The 16,115-nt window shown below is 69.1% G+C and carries 10 protein-coding genes and 1 pseudogene; 7 read left to right on the forward strand and 4 right to left on the reverse strand.

The annotated features are described in order from the left end of the window. The first annotated feature begins 332 nt into the window (after positions 1-332). From ACFYPD_RS26930 to ACFYPD_RS26955, 6 genes and pseudogenes are all read left to right on the forward strand, one after another. On the forward strand, positions 333-1,445 hold the full coding sequence (locus ACFYPD_RS26930) for an ISAs1 family transposase (protein WP_387119084.1): 1,113 nt from the start codon (positions 333-335) through the stop codon (positions 1,443-1,445). Positions 1,446-1,620: 175 nt separating this feature from the next. Then, on the forward strand, positions 1,621-2,031 hold the full coding sequence (locus ACFYPD_RS26935) for a transposase (protein WP_387119087.1): 411 nt from the start codon (positions 1,621-1,623) through the stop codon (positions 2,029-2,031). 358 nt (positions 2,032-2,389) lie between these two features. Further along, positions 2,390-4,198, forward strand: a complete 1,809-nt coding sequence (locus tag ACFYPD_RS26940) for an Hsp70 family protein (RefSeq protein ID WP_387119090.1) — start codon at positions 2,390-2,392, stop codon at positions 4,196-4,198. Between the two features lie 94 nt (positions 4,199-4,292). After that, positions 4,293-6,254, forward strand: coding sequence for a hypothetical protein (locus ACFYPD_RS26945; RefSeq protein ID WP_387119093.1), 1,962 nt, complete (start codon positions 4,293-4,295; stop codon positions 6,252-6,254). A 1,150-nt stretch (positions 6,255-7,404) separates the two neighbouring features. Continuing rightward, the gene (locus tag ACFYPD_RS26950) at positions 7,405-9,450 is read left to right on the forward strand and encodes a BTAD domain-containing putative transcriptional regulator (protein WP_387119096.1); all 2,046 of its coding nucleotides are present in this window, start codon (positions 7,405-7,407) and stop codon (positions 9,448-9,450) included. Next, positions 9,447-9,755: pseudogene (locus ACFYPD_RS26955) on the forward strand (hypothetical protein); the annotation flags it as partial. The gene ACFYPD_RS26950 and the pseudogene ACFYPD_RS26955, both read left to right, overlap by 4 nt. 119 nt (positions 9,756-9,874) lie before the next feature. On the opposite strand, the gene ltrA reads toward ACFYPD_RS26955, so the two are convergent. Then, entirely contained in the window at positions 9,875-11,332 is a 1,458-nt protein-coding gene (gene ltrA, locus ACFYPD_RS26960) for a group II intron reverse transcriptase/maturase (protein WP_387119099.1), read from the reverse strand. 1,663 nt (positions 11,333-12,995) lie between these two features. Here ltrA and ACFYPD_RS26965 point away from each other — a divergent pair. Continuing rightward, positions 12,996-13,610 (forward strand): hypothetical protein, encoded by a 615-nt coding sequence (locus tag ACFYPD_RS26965; RefSeq protein WP_387119102.1) that lies wholly within the window; start codon positions 12,996-12,998, stop codon positions 13,608-13,610. A gap of 272 nt (positions 13,611-13,882) precedes the next feature. Here ACFYPD_RS26965 and ACFYPD_RS26970 read toward each other — a convergent pair whose 3' ends face one another. The 3 genes from ACFYPD_RS26970 to ACFYPD_RS26980 all read right to left on the reverse strand — a co-directional run bounded on the left by ACFYPD_RS26970 (position 13,883) and on the right by ACFYPD_RS26980 (position 15,999). After that, entirely contained in the window at positions 13,883-14,416 is a 534-nt protein-coding gene (locus tag ACFYPD_RS26970; RefSeq protein WP_387119104.1) for a hypothetical protein, read from the reverse strand. A gap of 29 nt (positions 14,417-14,445) precedes the next feature. After that, entirely contained in the window at positions 14,446-14,667 is a 222-nt protein-coding gene (locus ACFYPD_RS26975) for a hypothetical protein (protein WP_387119107.1), read from the reverse strand. An 81-nt stretch (positions 14,668-14,748) separates the two neighbouring features. Next, positions 14,749-15,999: a pentapeptide repeat-containing protein gene (locus tag ACFYPD_RS26980; protein ID WP_387119110.1), complete on the reverse strand. Its 1,251-nt coding sequence runs from the start codon at positions 15,997-15,999 to the stop codon at positions 14,749-14,751. Positions 16,000-16,115: the final 116 nt, after the last annotated feature.

Here is a 16,115-nt window from a genome sequence, read left to right on the forward strand (position 1 = left end):
GGAGTGTTAACGTACTCGCGAACGATCGCCATACAGGACTACCTGTACATCGGATACAGTGGATCTTTCGATGGCCCGGCTGGCCCTCAATCGGTGTTGCTTGGATCATCGAAACGGCCGGCTACTGGCCCGGCAGGGTCCCGGCAAAGTCGTGAGGGTGTCCGGCTTGATCCGCTTGGTGTAGACGCGCCTTTGCTGGTGGTAGCAGGGCGGGCATGACCTGTTCAGATGATCATCGAGGTTCTCTACGCCTTGTTGATCGTCCGAAGTGAGTCATGCCCGCCCTGCCATCATCGCTGATCTCGTCTGTGTCCAGCGCACCGGATGTCACCGTGCCCGAAACCGCTGCTGGACTGCCCGCAGCGCTGGCCGACCTGCCGGATCCCCGTGCCCGCCGCGGTGTCCGGCACCGGCTGGCAGTCGTGGTGACCGCGGCGGTCTGTGCCGTGGTGGCCGGCTACCGCTCCTACACCGCGATCGCCGAGTGGGTCGCCGACGTCCCTGCTGCGACTGCGCTCGCGCTGGGCATCGCCCCGGACCGGCGCCCGTCGGAGGCGATGATCCGCCGGTTGTTGCAGGCCCTGGACCCGGACCTGCTCACCGCGGCCGTCAGCGGCTGGCTCGCCAGCCGGACCATAGCCACACCGTCAGCGGATAGGCGGGCGATCGCAGTCGACGGCAAGGCCCTGCGCGGCTCCCGCGCCACCAGCACTGCGGCCCGGCACGTCCTAGCCGCCTGCGACCAGGCCACCGGAGTGGTCCTGGCCAGCACCGACGTCGACGGCAAGACCAACGAGATCACCCGCTTCGCACCGCTGCTGGACCAGATCGGCGACCTCCGCGACACCGTGATCACCGTCGACGCCCTGCACTGCCAACGCGACCACGTCGACTACCTCGCCGAACGCGGCGCGCACTGGATCCTCACCGTCAAAGGCAACCAGCCCCGCCTGCACGCCCAACTCGCCAGCCTGCCCTGGTCAGCAGTGCCGGACGCTGCACGCGACACCGCCCGCGGACACGGCCGCCGCGAGATCCGCACCCTCAAGATCCTGACGATCTCCACCGGGATCGAGTTCCCGCACGCCGCCCAGGCCCTACAGATCCGCCGCCGCAGACGCCGCCTCGACCAGCCAAAACGCTTCACCACCGAGACCGTCTACGCCATCACCGACCTCCACGTCCACCAAGCCAAACCGGCGCAACTCGCCGGCTGGATCCGCGGCCACTGGTCGATAGAAAACAAGGTCCACTGGGTCCGAGACGTCACCTACGACGAGGACCGATCCCAGATCCGCGCCGGCACCGGACCACAAGTCATGGCCGCCCTCCGCAACGCCGCCATCGGCGCCCTACGCACCGCCGGCATCACCAACATCGCCGCCGCGAACCGGCATCACGCCCGCGACAGCACCCGACCGCTGGCACTACTCGGCATCACCTGACGACCTTGCCGGGGCCCTGACTGGCCCGGTCGGTCGACCAAGAGCCTGGCGGTCGTTGACCACGCGGCATCAGCGAACTGTTCCGATGCATGGCTTCAGCTTGCAACCTGAGGTCCCCCCCCGGTTTCACGGAGTCTTCTGATCATGGTCTGGTGGCCATGGGGAGGAGTCTTTCGTGGCAGCACCGAAGAAGTACCCCGATGAGCTGCGGCAACGTGCCGTTCGGCTGTATCGGGAGTCGGATCCGAAGCCGGTGATCAAGCGGCTGGCCGAGCGGTTGGTCCTGCATCCGGAGGTGTTGCGCAACTGGATCCGGCAGGACCAGGCCGACCGCGGTGAGCGCGAGGACCGGCCGACGAGCGAGATGGCCCAGGAGAACCGCAGGCTTCGCAAGGAAGTCGCGGAGCTGCGTCGGGCGAACGAGATTTTGAAGGCGGCGAGCGCGTATTTCGCGCCGGAGCTCGACCCGACCCGGCGACGGTCATGTGGCCCTTCGTCGAGGAGCCGTCGCAGTTGTTCGACAGCGGCTGGGGGAGAGGGGCACCAGAAGAAGCGGGCCGGTTCAGGCTTTCCGGCCGCCTGGTAGGCGAGCCGGGCAGCGGCCTCGGCCCGCCCATGGTCGGCGGGCTCGCAGGACAAGGCGGCCTGCGTCCACCTGTTCGCTACGGCTTGTGCTTGCGCTGTCATCGGGATGGGCGTCTGTCTATTAATGTGCGGTAGTTGGTCAAGTCGAGGTTGGCCAGGAGCGAGGGAGCGCCGCAGTTCGTCCACCGCAGGGCACCGCGCTGCGGTGGTCCGTCGCCGCCAGATCTGCGAAGCCTGGTGCGTGGCTGTGAGTAATTCACGGGTGACGTGAAGGTGATCCTCATGTTTGACTAAGATCTATGCGAGCGGGGCGGGCGCGGCTGGCGATCGACTGCGGAAGCGCCAGTACCAGCGCCGTGGTGGCATGGCCGGACGGTGCATGGCAGCCGCTGCTGTTCGATGGGGAGCCCGAGCTGCCCAGCGCAGTTCTTCTGTCCCCGGGCGGGGCGACGTTGACGGGTCACGAGGCGTGGCAGGCCGCCGCCACTGCCCCTGATCGGTTCATCCCCTCCCCGCGGCAGCCTCCTGACCAGCGGCTGAGCGTCGCCGGCACGGACGTCGATCCCCTCGACATGGTCGCGGCAACCCTGCGTCGAGTCGCTCAGGAGGCGCATCAGGTCGCCGGTTCCGACATCGAGGATGTGCGGCTGGTCGTGCCAGCAGGGTGGGGCCCGAGGCGCCGGACGTGGATGCGTCACGCCGCACACCGGGCCGGCCTGCCCCAACCCACGCTGATCGAGGCGCCGGTGGCGGTCGCCGGGCACCTTCTCGCCGCTGGGGTGCAGCTGCCGGTTGGATCGTTCATCGCCGTTTCCGACGTTGGCGCGGGGGCGGAGGTCAGCGTCCTGCGACGCGGCCCGGCCGGATTCGAGGTACTGGCCACGCTGGCCGACCCGGCCGCTGGCGGCACAGCGATCGACGATGCCATCGCCGCACTGCTCGCTGGCACCAGCCCTGCCCAAGGTGACGGTGAACGGTGGGCGCTGATGGCCAGCGTCCGAACTGGCAAGCACGCCCTGGCCGACCACGTCGCGGTGACGATCCCTCAGCCGCAGGGATCAGCCATCGTGCTGAACACGGGCCTGCTGGAACAAGCCGCCCACCCGATCCTGCACCGCGCCGCCCAACTGACCACCGAGGCAATCGCAGCCGCGGAGCTCAAGGCCGAAGACCTCCTAGGCGTCTACTGCGTCGGCGGCGTCGCCCGGATGCCGCTGCTGGAAAAGGCGCTCACGGAAACCGCCGGGATAACCCCCGTCGTGCTCGCCGATCCTGGGTTGGCGGCGGCGCGCGGTGCAGCGGACGCCGGCGCCGCCGGCGCCACCGCCGGGCAGCCGGTGGGGGAGGAGCCGGTACCGCCGGTGCGGCGGGCTGTCGCGATCGCCGTGCCCGGCTTCGCCTCGCTCGCGCTGATCTCCCAGTTCCTGCTCACCCCTGAGTGGAACGGCAGCCTCATGTACAAGTGGGCGCTGCTCAACTGGGGTGAACTTGCTGTGGCCGCCGTTTTCGCCGTGATCGCCAGCCTCGGCGCCGGTACCGTCCTCGCCTCCGCCATCGCCGCCCGCACAAGCCTTACGCCCGGCACACCCGCGAACCCTGGCTCGCAGACCGGCACTGGGATCCTGGCGTCGGCATCCCTCGGCGTCGCCGTCGCCGGCATGTACGCCGTCCTCGGCAGCCTCTACATCGGCGACCCCGTCGGCGGGTTCCTTCGCTGGACGCTGCTGCCGATCGCCCCGATCGTCACCGCGGCCGCGGTGATGGCGCTGGTCGCCGCCAGACAATGGCGCACCCCACCCGGCGGCTGGTCGAAGCTACTCGCCTTCCCCACCGGATCGGTGATCACCGCAGGGCTCGGCATGGCGCTGATCCAGTACTCGCTGACCGCCGACCGGTGGCCGAACATGGTCCTGTGGATCGACCTCGCCGGACGGGTCGGCGGCCTGCTCCTCGGCATCGGCACAGTCATGGCGGTCGTATCCCAGCCGATCCTGCGGCTGATCCTGGGCGCGCCACTGGCCGTCATCACCGCCGCGCTGGTCAGCTGGCCCGCCTCGGGAATCCTCGGGGTGATCTATGCGATCGCCGTGGCCGGGTGGTGGCTGCGCCAGTTGTGGACCCGCCTCCTGCGCCAACAAGCCCCACCACCTCGTCGGCCGGCCGGATGACCCGACGACCCACAGCCTGCGACCAGGTCACCGGGTGGGAGTGCGAGGGATGAGGTGGCCACGCCGAGTCGTGTCAGCCGCCTTCGTCTTGACCATGCTGGTCGTACCGCCGTGGCTGTTGACCACACTCGCCGGGCCGCCGCTACCCGGGTGGCCCACCGAGGCGCAGCTGCGGAGCTGGATCGCCGACCCGCTGAACCAACACACCCTCACCGCCGGGCTCACCGCCCTCGCCTGGCTGGTGTGGCTGGGCCTGGCCTGCACCGTCGCGGCCACCGCCGCCCGCCGGGCACGCGCCCGCGTCCGATGGCTGCGCCGCCTACCGCTACCCACACCCTGGCAGGCCGCGGCCACCAGCATGGCCGGCGCCGCCGCCCTCAACAGCGCCCACATTCCGACCGTGGACACACCGATCCCGCCGGTCTCGGCCTCCACCGGCACCCTCCACCCGCACGACGTCGCAGCGGACACGCAGACCGGCCATGGCATCACGGTGCCCGGGGGCTGGCTACCCGACACCACCGCCCAACAGGTCGCCGCCGCAGCGGCCCTGGTGTGGCTGCGCCGCCGCCGCGCCTACCAACCCGGGCAACCCTCAACCGACGCCTCGGACCTGGCGCCGCTACCGGCCACCGTCACCGCCGTCCGCACAGCCCCCACCGACGCAGACACCCAGCAGCCGCCCTCCACACCCGCCACCGCGGCACTGCCAGCCCTGCCCACGCCATGCGTCGCCCTCACCGGAGACGGCGCCGCTGACGCCGCCCGCGGCATCCTGCTCACCCGACTGCTCGCCGCAATGCGAGACCCACAAGACACGACCCGCCTGCTCATCACACACACCGCCCTCACCACCCTCCTGCCCGACATCTCCCCGACGGACACAGAGATCCCCGGCCTGCGCGTCGTCGGCACCGTCGACCAGGCGGCCGCGCTGCTTGCCTCCCTCATCAACGCACCTCCCGCGCCCGGTGGGGAAGCGGGCCCCCCGGACCTGCTGCTGCTCACCGACCCGCCGAACGCTCCGACGACCGCCCAACTCGCGACCCTGCAACACGCGGGCGCGACCGTCGTAATGCTCGGCGCCGGACCGCCCGCGACCACCTGGAGCATCGACCGCGACGGCCACACCCGAGACGAGCACACCGGGCGGTCCGGGGGCCGGCTCTGCGTCCTCAACCGCACCGCCGCAACGGACCTGCTCGCCGTCATCGCCCACTCCGCTCGTAAGCGGCAGGACCCCGTCACCGAACCGGCTCCGCCGCGGCGGCAGCCAGCCGAGACCGGCCACGCGCGGATTCCCCGCCAAGCAGGCAGTGACCGTCGGGCGGCAGTGCCGGACATCCCAGCGGTCACGAACCCCCGCCTTCAGGTGCGGGTGCTCGGCCGGCCCACTCTCCTCGCCAGCGGGGAGCCCGTCACGATCCGCCGCAGCGCCGCCCTGCAAGTGCTGGTCTTCCTCGCCGTGCACCCCGAGGGCGCCACCACCACAGACCTCGTTCAGGCCATCTGGCCCGGGTTGCCCGCCCACACCGTCACCGGCCGCCTCTACACCACCCTCAGCGACCTACGGGCCGCCATCCGCACCGCCACCGACGCCACTGTCCTCGGACACACCGACGACCGCTACCACCTGAACCCCGACCGAGTCGACGTCGACCTGTGGCGGCTGCACGCCGCCGCCCACCACGCCGCCACCGCCCTCACCGACCCCGCACCCGCCTGGCAAACGGTGATCGACACCTACACCGGTGACCTCGCCGCCGGTCACACCTGGGCCTGGATCGACCCGCCCCGCGAGGCCACCCGCCGGCTCGTCCTCGACGCCTACGCCACCGCCGCAGCGGCCCAAACCGATCCACACCACCTGCTGCGGATCCTCCAAGACGCCATCCGCGTCGACCCCTACAACCAGACGCTGCACCAACTCGCCGCCGACCAGCTGAACGCGCTGGGCGACGCCGACGCCGCTGCCCAGCTCCTGGACGCCTACCAGAGGCGCCTACAACTCGCTGGCATTGCCGCCAGCGACCAACCCGCGCCCATCCCGCGCTGACCCAGCCGCTCACCCCATCAGCAGCATTAATCTGCCCCGTGCAGCCACGTGTCAGGAGCTGTTGCGGCGCGGCGCTGACCTGCGGGTGTGAGGTCGTGTGAGGTCGTGTCAGGTTCTGTCAGCCGTCATCACCGCCCATCACCGCCGCGGCGGCCATAGCGTCACGGCACCGTCCATCCCCGCGCACCGGCAGCACCCTCGCCTGCCAGCGCGGGCCACGAGGGGAGGCCAGGTGACGTTCCGAACAGCACGCGCAGCAGCCACCACCACCGTCGTCCTGTCCACAACAGCCGTGCCGGTGATCCTCGCCGCCACCGGCACATGGACCCCGCAGCTACCTTCACCGGCCACCGCCCGGCAGTGGATCGCCCAACCGATGAGCACCGGCTTCGTCATCGTCCTCGCCGAAGCCGGAGCAGTGGCGCTGTGGCTGCTCCTGGCCACCGCCATCCTCACCCACGCCTACGCCGCGCTGGCACGCCGGCTGCGCTGGACGACGACCCTCCGCCTTCCCGGCCCGCTCCAGGGCCTCACCGCGGCGCTGCTCGGCGCCACCGCCGTCACCACCGCCACGGGCGCCACCGCACACGCCAACCCCGCCACCGACACGAGCAACAGCGCAATGCCCGCCGCCGAACCGAGCACCACCACGTCCACGTCCCACCACCACGCCAGCCCAGATCCGCGACCAGCCGCGCAGACACCCACCTACACCGTGCGGCGCGGAGACAGCCTCTGCCGCATCGCCGCACGCACCCTCGGCGACGGCGACCGCTGGCCGGAAATCTTCGCCCTCAATCGTGGGACGCACTTTCCCCACGTCGGTGGCACCCTGCGCGACCCGAACGTCATTTACCCCGGCTGGACCCTCGACCTGCCCGCCGACGCCGCCCCACCCCTGGCGGCACGTCCGCCTGCTCACACAGCACCACCAGACGGAGGCAATCCCGACGAGCATGCGGCGCCGGAGGACCCCGGGCCAACACCGTCACGTCCGGTGCCAGCGAACACCGAACACTCGGCCACCCCGCAACCCGCCGCCACCACGAAACCCCACGGCAACTCCGCCCCACCCAGCAGCTCAACAGGTAGCGCGGTAAGCCCAAGGGCAGCAGATACCAGCCGTCCGGCGGAGCAGGCATCACGAGGCGTGTCGCTTCCCACCGGCAGCTGGGTCGACCTCGGCTTGGCCGGCGCCATCGTCGCCGCCGCCGCGCTGGTCTGGGCCCACCGCCGACGCCGCTACGTCCCACGCACACCCTCGACCCGGCCTCGCCTCAACGACACCACCCTGACCCCCATGCCGCCGGTGGTCGCCCAGATCCGCCGCGGGCTGCGCCGCGCCACCACCCGCTACTCACACCTGGGCGACCCGGCACACCGGCGCGCCGACAACCCCTACCCGGACCGGCACACCGCCAGCGGTGAACGGCACGACCGGACATCGGACCGCGACGACCCGCACCCTGCCGTTGACCAAGCTGAAGATGAAGGCCCGAGGCCGGTCGTGCCCACACTGCACACCCTGCTGTCGCCGCCGCGGCGTTCGGCCGGATTGGGCCTCACCGGGCCCGGAGCCCACGCCGCCGCCCGCGGACTCCTCACCGCCGCCCTCGCCGCCGGCGGCGCCGAACACCCTGACACCCGCACCGAGGTGGTCATGCCATCGGCGACCGCGGCGACGCTGCTCGGCACAGCCAACCTGCCCCGTACGCCGCGGCTGACCGTCACCACCGACCTGGACGAGGCCCTGCGGAACCTCGAAGCGCAGACCATGCACCGCACCCGGCTGCTCCAGCAGCATGACGTCAGCACCATCGACGAGCTGCGCGCCGCCAACCCCTACGAGGAACCGGTCTCACCAGTCATGCTGCTGGCCGACCCCAGCGGCGAGCAGGCCCGGATCGCCGCCCTGCTCACCCAGGGCCAACGCCTGAACATCCACGGTGTTCTCCTCGGAAACTGGCCCACCGGCGACACCACCACCGTCGCCACCGACGGCACCACCACCTCCGGCGACCGCGAGGCCCGGCACACCACCCACCCTGACGAGATTGGCCGCCTCACCGTTCTTAACCCGGCCGAGGCCCTTGACCTGCTCACGACCCTCGCGGAGTCACACACCGGGCAGCCACAGGACCCCGCGCCTGTCGAACGCCTATCCACTGCGCCCGCCGAGGCTGCCCACCCGCCGGCGGCCGAGACTCCGCCCTCTCCCGCCACCCATACTGACGGGGCCATCACCGACCCGACTGCCGACGACGAAACCCGAGCCGACAACCCCTGCAGCGCGGCTGCCTTGCCAGAAGACGCGCACCAGGACAGCGCCGCCGTCCCAGCATCCAAGCACGCGGAGGACCCGCAGGCGCCAGATCAGGCAACCACCGACAGGGGCAGCGACCCCGAAGGCGGCAAGCGAGTGCGGGTCCAAGTGCTGGGCGCACCTGCCGTCGTCGGCGCAGACCCGCACCGCACGCCGCGCGCAAAGTCCCTGGAGCTGCTGGTGTACCTGGCGGTGCACGACGGCGCCGCCTCCGCCGAGGCGATCCTCGACGACCTGCTGCCCGACGCCCCAACCAGCAAAGCCGCCGGCCGGCTCTACACCTACGTCTCCGGACTACGCGCCGTCCTACGCCACGCTGGCCGATCCGCAGGACACGTCACCCACCCCGACCACCGCTACGTCCTCAACCCGGACCTACTCGACATCGACCTGTGGCGCATGCGCACAGCCATCCGCGACGCCGCGCACACCACCGACCCGCGGACCCGCGCCGCCGCGCTACGCCGGGCAGTCGACGCCTACACCGGATCCCTCGCCGACGGCTGCGACTACGAATGGATTGAACCCTATCGAGAGGCAATACGCCAAGAAGCCCTCGACGCGCACCTCGCCCTCACGGACACCCTCACCGGGCAGCCCGTGCAGCAACTGGCCGTTCTCGACGCCGCCATCACGCACAACCCGCACCACGAAGCCCTGTACCAGGCAGCGATGCGAGCCCGCGCGGACCTCGGCGATGTCGAGGGAATCCGGATGCTGCGCCGAACCCTCGCACGTCGGCTCAACGATATCGACGCCGAACCCAGCGACGCCACCCTCGCCCTCGCCGACCGACTTATCGCCGACCTTCCCCGCCACAGCAATGCCTCCGGCAACCGCCGTCCGCTCAACACGGAGGGAGGCGTCGGATGACCGCGAACACCACGCTCACCTCCAGCAGCGACGACTCACCGGACGCGCTTACTGGTGAGTCCACCGACCAACTGCAGCGACTGCGGTGGGCGGTACGGGCAAGCCTCGCCCTCGGCGTCGTCGCGTCAGTGGCCGCGAACGTTCTGCACGCACGCCCGAACCCGGTAAGCCAAATCATCGCCGCGTGGCCGCCCCTGGCGCTGCTGCTCACGGTCGAACTGATCTCCCGCGCCCCCCACCATCGCCGCCTGCTCCGCGCGATCCGCCTCGCCGCGACCGCGGTCATCGCCGCCATCGCCACCTGGTGGGGTCGGGTCAGGGCGCGGTGCCGGCCTTTCGGTCCGGTCGTTTCCCTGACCCGCCCGCCCGAACCGGACGTGCGCGTCTCCGCGCATCCGGCTCTCCACGAGCACATGCCGTCAGGTCACATGCTGGTCGTGGCTGCCGGTTGATGCCATCTGTCCCACGGGGTGGGGATCTTCGTCCCGCGGTAGCGGTAGCGGTTGATCGCCACTTTCTGCGGGTCGAACAAGGTGATCCCCTCGTGCGTCGGTTTCCATCCAGGCAGGTACCGACGGATCAGGTGCTTCCACGACACCCCATCATGGCGTTTGCGTATCCACCCGAGCACCCGCCGCCAGGCGTAGCGCGACAGGTAGCCGAAGGTGGCATTCGAGACGCCGTGACGGAAGTAGTTGCACCAGCCGGCAAGCGTCGGGTTCAACGCTTGCAGCAGGTCGGACAGATGCGCGTGTGCTGTTCGTCGGGTGATCGTCCGCACCTTGCCGACGATCGAGGCCAGGGCCTTCTTCGCCGGGTAGGTGTAGACGTACCGTTTGTTCGACCCCTGCTGTCGCCGGCGCTGGATGTGCCAGCCGAGGAAGTCGAACCCCTCGTCCAGGTGGACCACCTGCGTCTTCGGCCCGGACAGGCGAAGCCCGATCCGCGCCAACACCGCAGCGACTGTCTCCCGAAGCTCCTCGGCGTGCTCACGCCCGCCGGCCACCATGACGACGAAGTCGTCTGCGTAGCGCACCAGCCGCCAGTTGCAGCGGCCGGTGCGGAGCCGGTTGTGCCGACGCCACGGGCTGCCCATCTCGTCCTGCCACGCCTGCACGAACCAGTCGTCGAGCGCGGACAGGGCGATGTTGGCCAGCAGCGGTGACAGGATGCCCCCTTGCGGCGTGCCGGTGCTCGTCTCCTGGTAGCCGGTATCGGCGCTGAGCACCCCGGCTTTCAGGAACGCCTTGACCAACGCCAGCACCCGCTTGTCTCCGACCCGTCGACGCACCCGGTCCATCAGGGCCGCGTGGTCGATCGAATCGAAGCACGCCTCGATGTCCGCCTCCAGCACCCACTCGTAGCCCTTGGCGCCGAAGTGGCGGATCTCAGCGATAGCGTCGTGCGTGCGCCGTCGAGGCCGGAACCCGTACGAGCACGGGCGGAACCCGGCCTCGAAGATCGGCTCCAGCACCAGCTTCAGGGCGGCCTGGACCACCCTGTCCCGCACGGTCGGGATCCCCAGCCGGCGCAGCCTGCCTCCGGACTTCGGGATCATCCGCTCCCGCACGGGCAACGGGGTGAACGCACCGGCCTTGACGTCGGCGCGCAGCTCGGCGAGAAACGGCTCCTCGCCGCGCAGCACCCGGATGTAGTGGGCGGTCTGCCCGTCCACTCCGGCGGTGCGTGCACCCTTGTTCGTCCGCACCCGCTCCCACGCGACCATCAGGAACGCGGGATCGGTGACAAGGTTGAACAGATCATCGAACCGGCGGGCCTCATCCTCGCCCGCCCATCGGTGCAGCTTCGCCTGGATCTCCAGTACCCGCCGCTCCGCCTGCCCCAACTCGGGCCACCCGGACGGCGGCGCGCCAGTATTCACCGGCGACCTCCTGGCATTCCAGCATCTCCGCTGCTGCGTACTCGCTGTCGCCCTTCGCCCTGTGGCCGGCTTTCCCGACCTCCGACTACTACGGCGACTCCGCCCCCAGCCGGAACCGTCAGCTGACGGTGCGCCTGCCCCACCGGCACGACCTGGCTGGCCGACAGGCGGGGCGGTCCCGGACGGGTTCCCACGTTCACCACACGATCGTTCGCCGGGTTAGGTGCCCAGCTCTGCCCCTGCGACCTCGCCACGGCTACGCCGCAGACCTTCACCGTGGCCTCCCCGCCAGCCAATACCAAACCGACCAAGGAGTTACCCGACACCGAACCGGTGTCGGGATACGCGCCGCAACCCAGCCCACATCCGCCAGATTCGAGCTGGTGCCTAGTCTTGAGAGGCTTTACACGCTGGTTCCTCACGTACACCTTCCCGACTCGCTTGCCGGACCCGAGCTGTCTGGCAGTGCCAACCCGTCCCGGCTTTGTCAGGGCCGCTTCCCACCCACACCCGGCACCTCCCGGAGCAGGCTGCCCTCAGCTACACCGCCCTGCTGCGACAGGAACGGCGGTGGTGGTCTTTCACCTCCACTCGATCGTGCAGCGCCTCGTGGCGCACGGTGAGCTACTGGCACCTCGTCGGCGTCGCCGCTCGCACGGGGAGACCGAACATGGCGCGGCCTACCTACTCCCCATCTCCGTCGACGGGCTTGTCATCGTCGCCAGCGTCAGCCTCGTCGAGACCACCGCCAGGATCCACGCCGCGACGCTCGGAACAGCCCCGGTCACAGCGCCAACAGCTCCGCCCCTAGCCGAACAATCACCAGCCACGACCGTCATCCGCGCGACCCGCACTCGGGTACGGCGCGGCGACACGCACCACGACCCGGCTCACGACACGCGGCCGACACGGCCATCTGAGGCCTCGCAGCCAGGACCTACGGACAACGACGGCGCGAGCAGGCCGGAGCTGCCGCACGCGGCCCCGGACACCAACCCAGACGACGTGCCGGCCGACACCGCCCCAGCGGTCGCCTACTGGCGGCGACGCGACCCCACCCTGCACCCGGCCGAAATCGCCGCCCGAATCGGCAGGTCCGAACGCACCGTCCGCCGCCACTGGCCATCACCGGCACGCAACGGCTACAGCACACGTCAACCGGCACCTCGCTGACCGCCCTCGCTGACACCTCTCCACGCGCGGGTCGCCGCACAGTCCGCCCAGAGCCCGGCGACCACAGGCTCCAGTGGACCGACGCGATGAGCCGAGGTAAGTACGGTGCCCAACCGCCGGCGGTCTTGAAGGCGCCATTACCAGCGATGCGGCGTCGATAGCGCCGCGCCACAGCTCTCGACTGGAGGGAAGCGGTTCGTCGTCTCGCCGAACAGGCGCCGCCGCTGACGCCCGAGACGGGGACGCGCTTGCGCCGGCTCTTCTCCGGAGCAGGGCAGGCGGCATGAGCACCGAATCAGCAGCGAGGTCGTCAAGGGACAGCGACGGCAGGGGAGGGTCACTAACGAGTTGGGGATCTACTTCGGGGCGGGCAGGCCGTGGGGTGCTGTCTCGCTCAAGGAGTACCAGCGGTACGCACGGGACCCCCGGCATGCGCTCTTACCAGGATGAAGAGGGGGCCTACGACTACGCGACTGGTCGGGTGACCGGCATGGCGATGCTGCTCGTTGCCGTGCCGCCCGTCGGGCTCGACATCGTCAGGCACACGATCGTCGCTGGACTCCACCAGCTCGTGCACGATCTCGGACAGGCGTACGTCCAGGCGACCGCTGTGCTCAAGCCGGATCACTCCATCCTGTCGGTGCACGTGAAGGATCTTGAGCTGCCGATGCGGATCATCGCTGAGGAGTCGCGCTCGACGGGCAGGGAGCTGGTCGGTCAGGTCACCTACCTCGCTGCGGTGAAGAGCAAGCAGTTTGTGGTCGATCCGCGAACCGATCGGTGGGCCAACGTTCACACGGTCGCGTCTCGCGAGCACGCCGCCGAGGTTGTCTCCCAGGTTCGCGAGGGCGGTACCGTGCGACGCACCATCCGTGCCAGCTTCGCCTTGCACGGGCTCAACCGGTCGGTGGACCTGGTCCACCTTGGCAAGTTCCTCGACGAGGCGATGAGTGAGATCAGCGGTGCCTTCTCTGCTGGCCTGGGTCGTGTGGAGCGCGCGACCGTAACCGGCCGCACTCCTGTTGAGGTAGGTGACGGCCAGGTCAAGCGGATGGGCTTGAACGTTACGGCTGAGTTCGTCTTGGTCAGCCACGCTGCTGCCTAACCGGCCAGCGCAGGGGGCAGGGTCTCTACGGAGGCTCTGCCCCCCTGCTGTATTCGTCCAGGAACAAGCCCGATTAAGGGCCTTATGCGCGTGGTTGGCGGCGCGTATCAGCAGCTCAGAGGCGGTTTCTCGCCCTCGGATCGACCTTAGAACTGTGGCAGGATCTTGGCTGCTAACACCTGGCGGTTCTGAGGGAAGCCCCAAGGGGGTCGTACCCCCAGGGTGCATAGTTCGAGGTTGATTCCGACGGTCACGAACTTCGAATCCCATCGCTAACCGACTTCGGTGCGCCCCAGCCGAACCTTTCGGAGGGCGCTGTGCTGGGCGGGCCCGAGGGCGTTGTGCTGGGCGTCCACGGTCTGGGCGACCGATGCGGTCATCGCTACAGCTCCCTGCGCCAAGGCAACTGCCATCTCTTCGGGAAGACCAGCATGCTTCAAGCGCACGACAGTCCTCTGAAGATTGTCGATCGCACTTCTTGCTGTCATCACATGCGCGTCCTGAAGTTTTTGATGAAGTTCAACGATGCGCTCGCTGTCCTCACTTCTCGCGGCCACGTTCTTGGCTAGCTCGTCCCGCAGTTCTGCGCTCTCCTGCTGAGCCTTCACAAGAGCTTCTTGAGCGCGTGTCAGCTCCGCTTCCAGCTTGGTCATCAGAGTCCCGGCGATCTGGATCGACTTGTCAGCGATGCTGATCTGTCTCTCACGCCGCTGCAGAAGGTGGGTGAACCACACCTGTAACAGGGCACCGAGCCCTAACGCTCCGGCGATGGCAACACCCAAGGTGATCTTCTCGGCGATAGTCACTCTGCCCGTCCTGGTATCGACGTCCGTCCTTAGCCGAGCACGGTATCAATCTGTGCCCCATCAGGCTCGGCTTGACTCATGCCGTCACCGCTGCGGCGCTTGACCGTAATGCCGAGGATTGCGTTGGCTTCCGCCCACCGCTCCCACTTCAGCGGAGGGGCGTTGGCGAGTTGATCCTGAATCCACGCCTCGGTGGCCGCCTCCTCGGCTGCGGCCCGCACCTCCCGGCGACTCCTCTTGGCGGCGCTCATCCCGACCTCCTCTCAGGTGTCCTGCTCCTATATGGAGCGGAGGTGCGCCTAGGCGAGGGCTACCCGACCTAACACAGCGACTTAGGGTGCGGGTGCCTCCGCCTGCTCCTCGCGGACCAGCGTGCCGAAGCTCGGGTCTTCCGCGTCGGGCCGGACGGTCCAGCCGCGCGGCCACACCCGCATCACATCACGATCGCTGTTGAGGTACTCGTCGTCGAACGGCAACACACGTGCATCCGGGAATTCGGCGCCGATGGCGTTGGCCCCTCCGAAGGAGACACCACCGCTGAAGGTTGCCTTCTTGAACCAGGCGATCCCCCCGAAGATGGCCTCGTCGAACCACGCGCCGCCGGTGAAGCTTGCTTCGTAGAACGTGACGGAGTCTCCGAAGGTACTGAGGGGGAACCTGGCGTCGTGCTTGAAGGTCGTCTCCTCGAACCATCCGCCGCTGGTGAAGGTCGTACCGACAAACTCGACTTCCAGGGTGAAGGTCGCCTCTCGAAAGTCGGCCTTGTCAGCCAGGGTTGCCTCGTCGAACCAAGTGACATCAAGAAAGGTCGCCTTGCGGAAGGAGGCCCCGCCGATGAAGGTAGCCGAGCTGAAGTAGGTGTCCTCGGTGAAGGTTGCCCGGTCGAAGGTCGCCTGGATGACCGAGGCTCTGCGGAGGTCGAAGCCGATCAGGATGGCACCCGCCAGGTTGAGGCTGATGCCCGGCCAGAAGGGCTCATCCGAGGAGGGCAGAAGCTCCTGCGCGTCCTTGCTGGAGACGCCGTCGGGCATGCGGAGGTGATCGGCAAGGAGGTGTTGGGCCGTCAAGCGTACTTGGAGCTGCTGGGCATACTCCTGCTCCATGCCCGGCGTGGCCGAGTCTGGGAGAGAGTAGGGCATCCGCAGGTACGCACAGAGGACGTCGACGACGGTCTGCCGCTGCTGAGGGTTGGCCTGAGCGAGCTGTACGAGTGAGTACAGCGCACCAAGGCGCACTGGGGCCTGGTCGTGGCCGAGCTGCTCGACCGCCTTGGTGTAGAGGACGTTGACCTGCTCAGCCTGGCGGAGGGCGTAGGTGCGGTCCTGCTCAGCTTGGTTCTGCCGAAACGTGCGATAGGTGACGACGAGGCCACCGGCCACGGCGAGCCCGGCCAGGGCCTGCACGAGGGTCGTCCGAACGTCGTTTCGGGCCTTGAGCGCCTGCTCGGATGTCAGGCCCTCCTGTGGATGTCGGGTGAGCAGCCAGGGGCCCACCACAAGCGCGAACGCGAGTAGGAGCATGGTCGCGATGCCGCCAAGCACCCATAGCCATGGCCGAACCACCCGCGCCCGTCGCTCTGCCATGGTTCCCCCCGGGAACTGCGTCCGCCCAACGGCTGATCTCGCTGTAATCATCTTGTTACCGACGTCAGGACCAAGGGTGAAGCCTCACCGCTCCCACGTCAGCGGAGGGGTCTTGG

It is taken from the genome of Micromonospora sp. NPDC005299 (assembly GCF_042872345.1).
Lineage (GTDB): Bacteria > Actinomycetota > Actinomycetes > Mycobacteriales > Micromonosporaceae > Micromonospora.

Bases quoted from the DNA above. Each gene is read 5' to 3' on its own strand.
- ACFYPD_RS26945 (WP_387119093.1), top strand. From the start codon at position 4,293: ATGCTGGTCGTACCGCCGTGGCTGTTGACCACACTCGCCGGGCCGCCG.
- ACFYPD_RS26965 (WP_387119102.1), top strand. From the start codon at position 12,996: ATGGCGATGCTGCTCGTTGCCGTGCCGCCCGTCGGGCTCGACATCGTC.
- ACFYPD_RS26975 (WP_387119107.1), bottom strand. From the start codon at position 14,667: ATGAGCGCCGCCAAGAGGAGTCGCCGGGAGGTGCGGGCCGCAGCCGAG.
- ACFYPD_RS26980 (WP_387119110.1), bottom strand. From the start codon at position 15,999: ATGGCAGAGCGACGGGCGCGGGTGGTTCGGCCATGGCTATGGGTGCTT.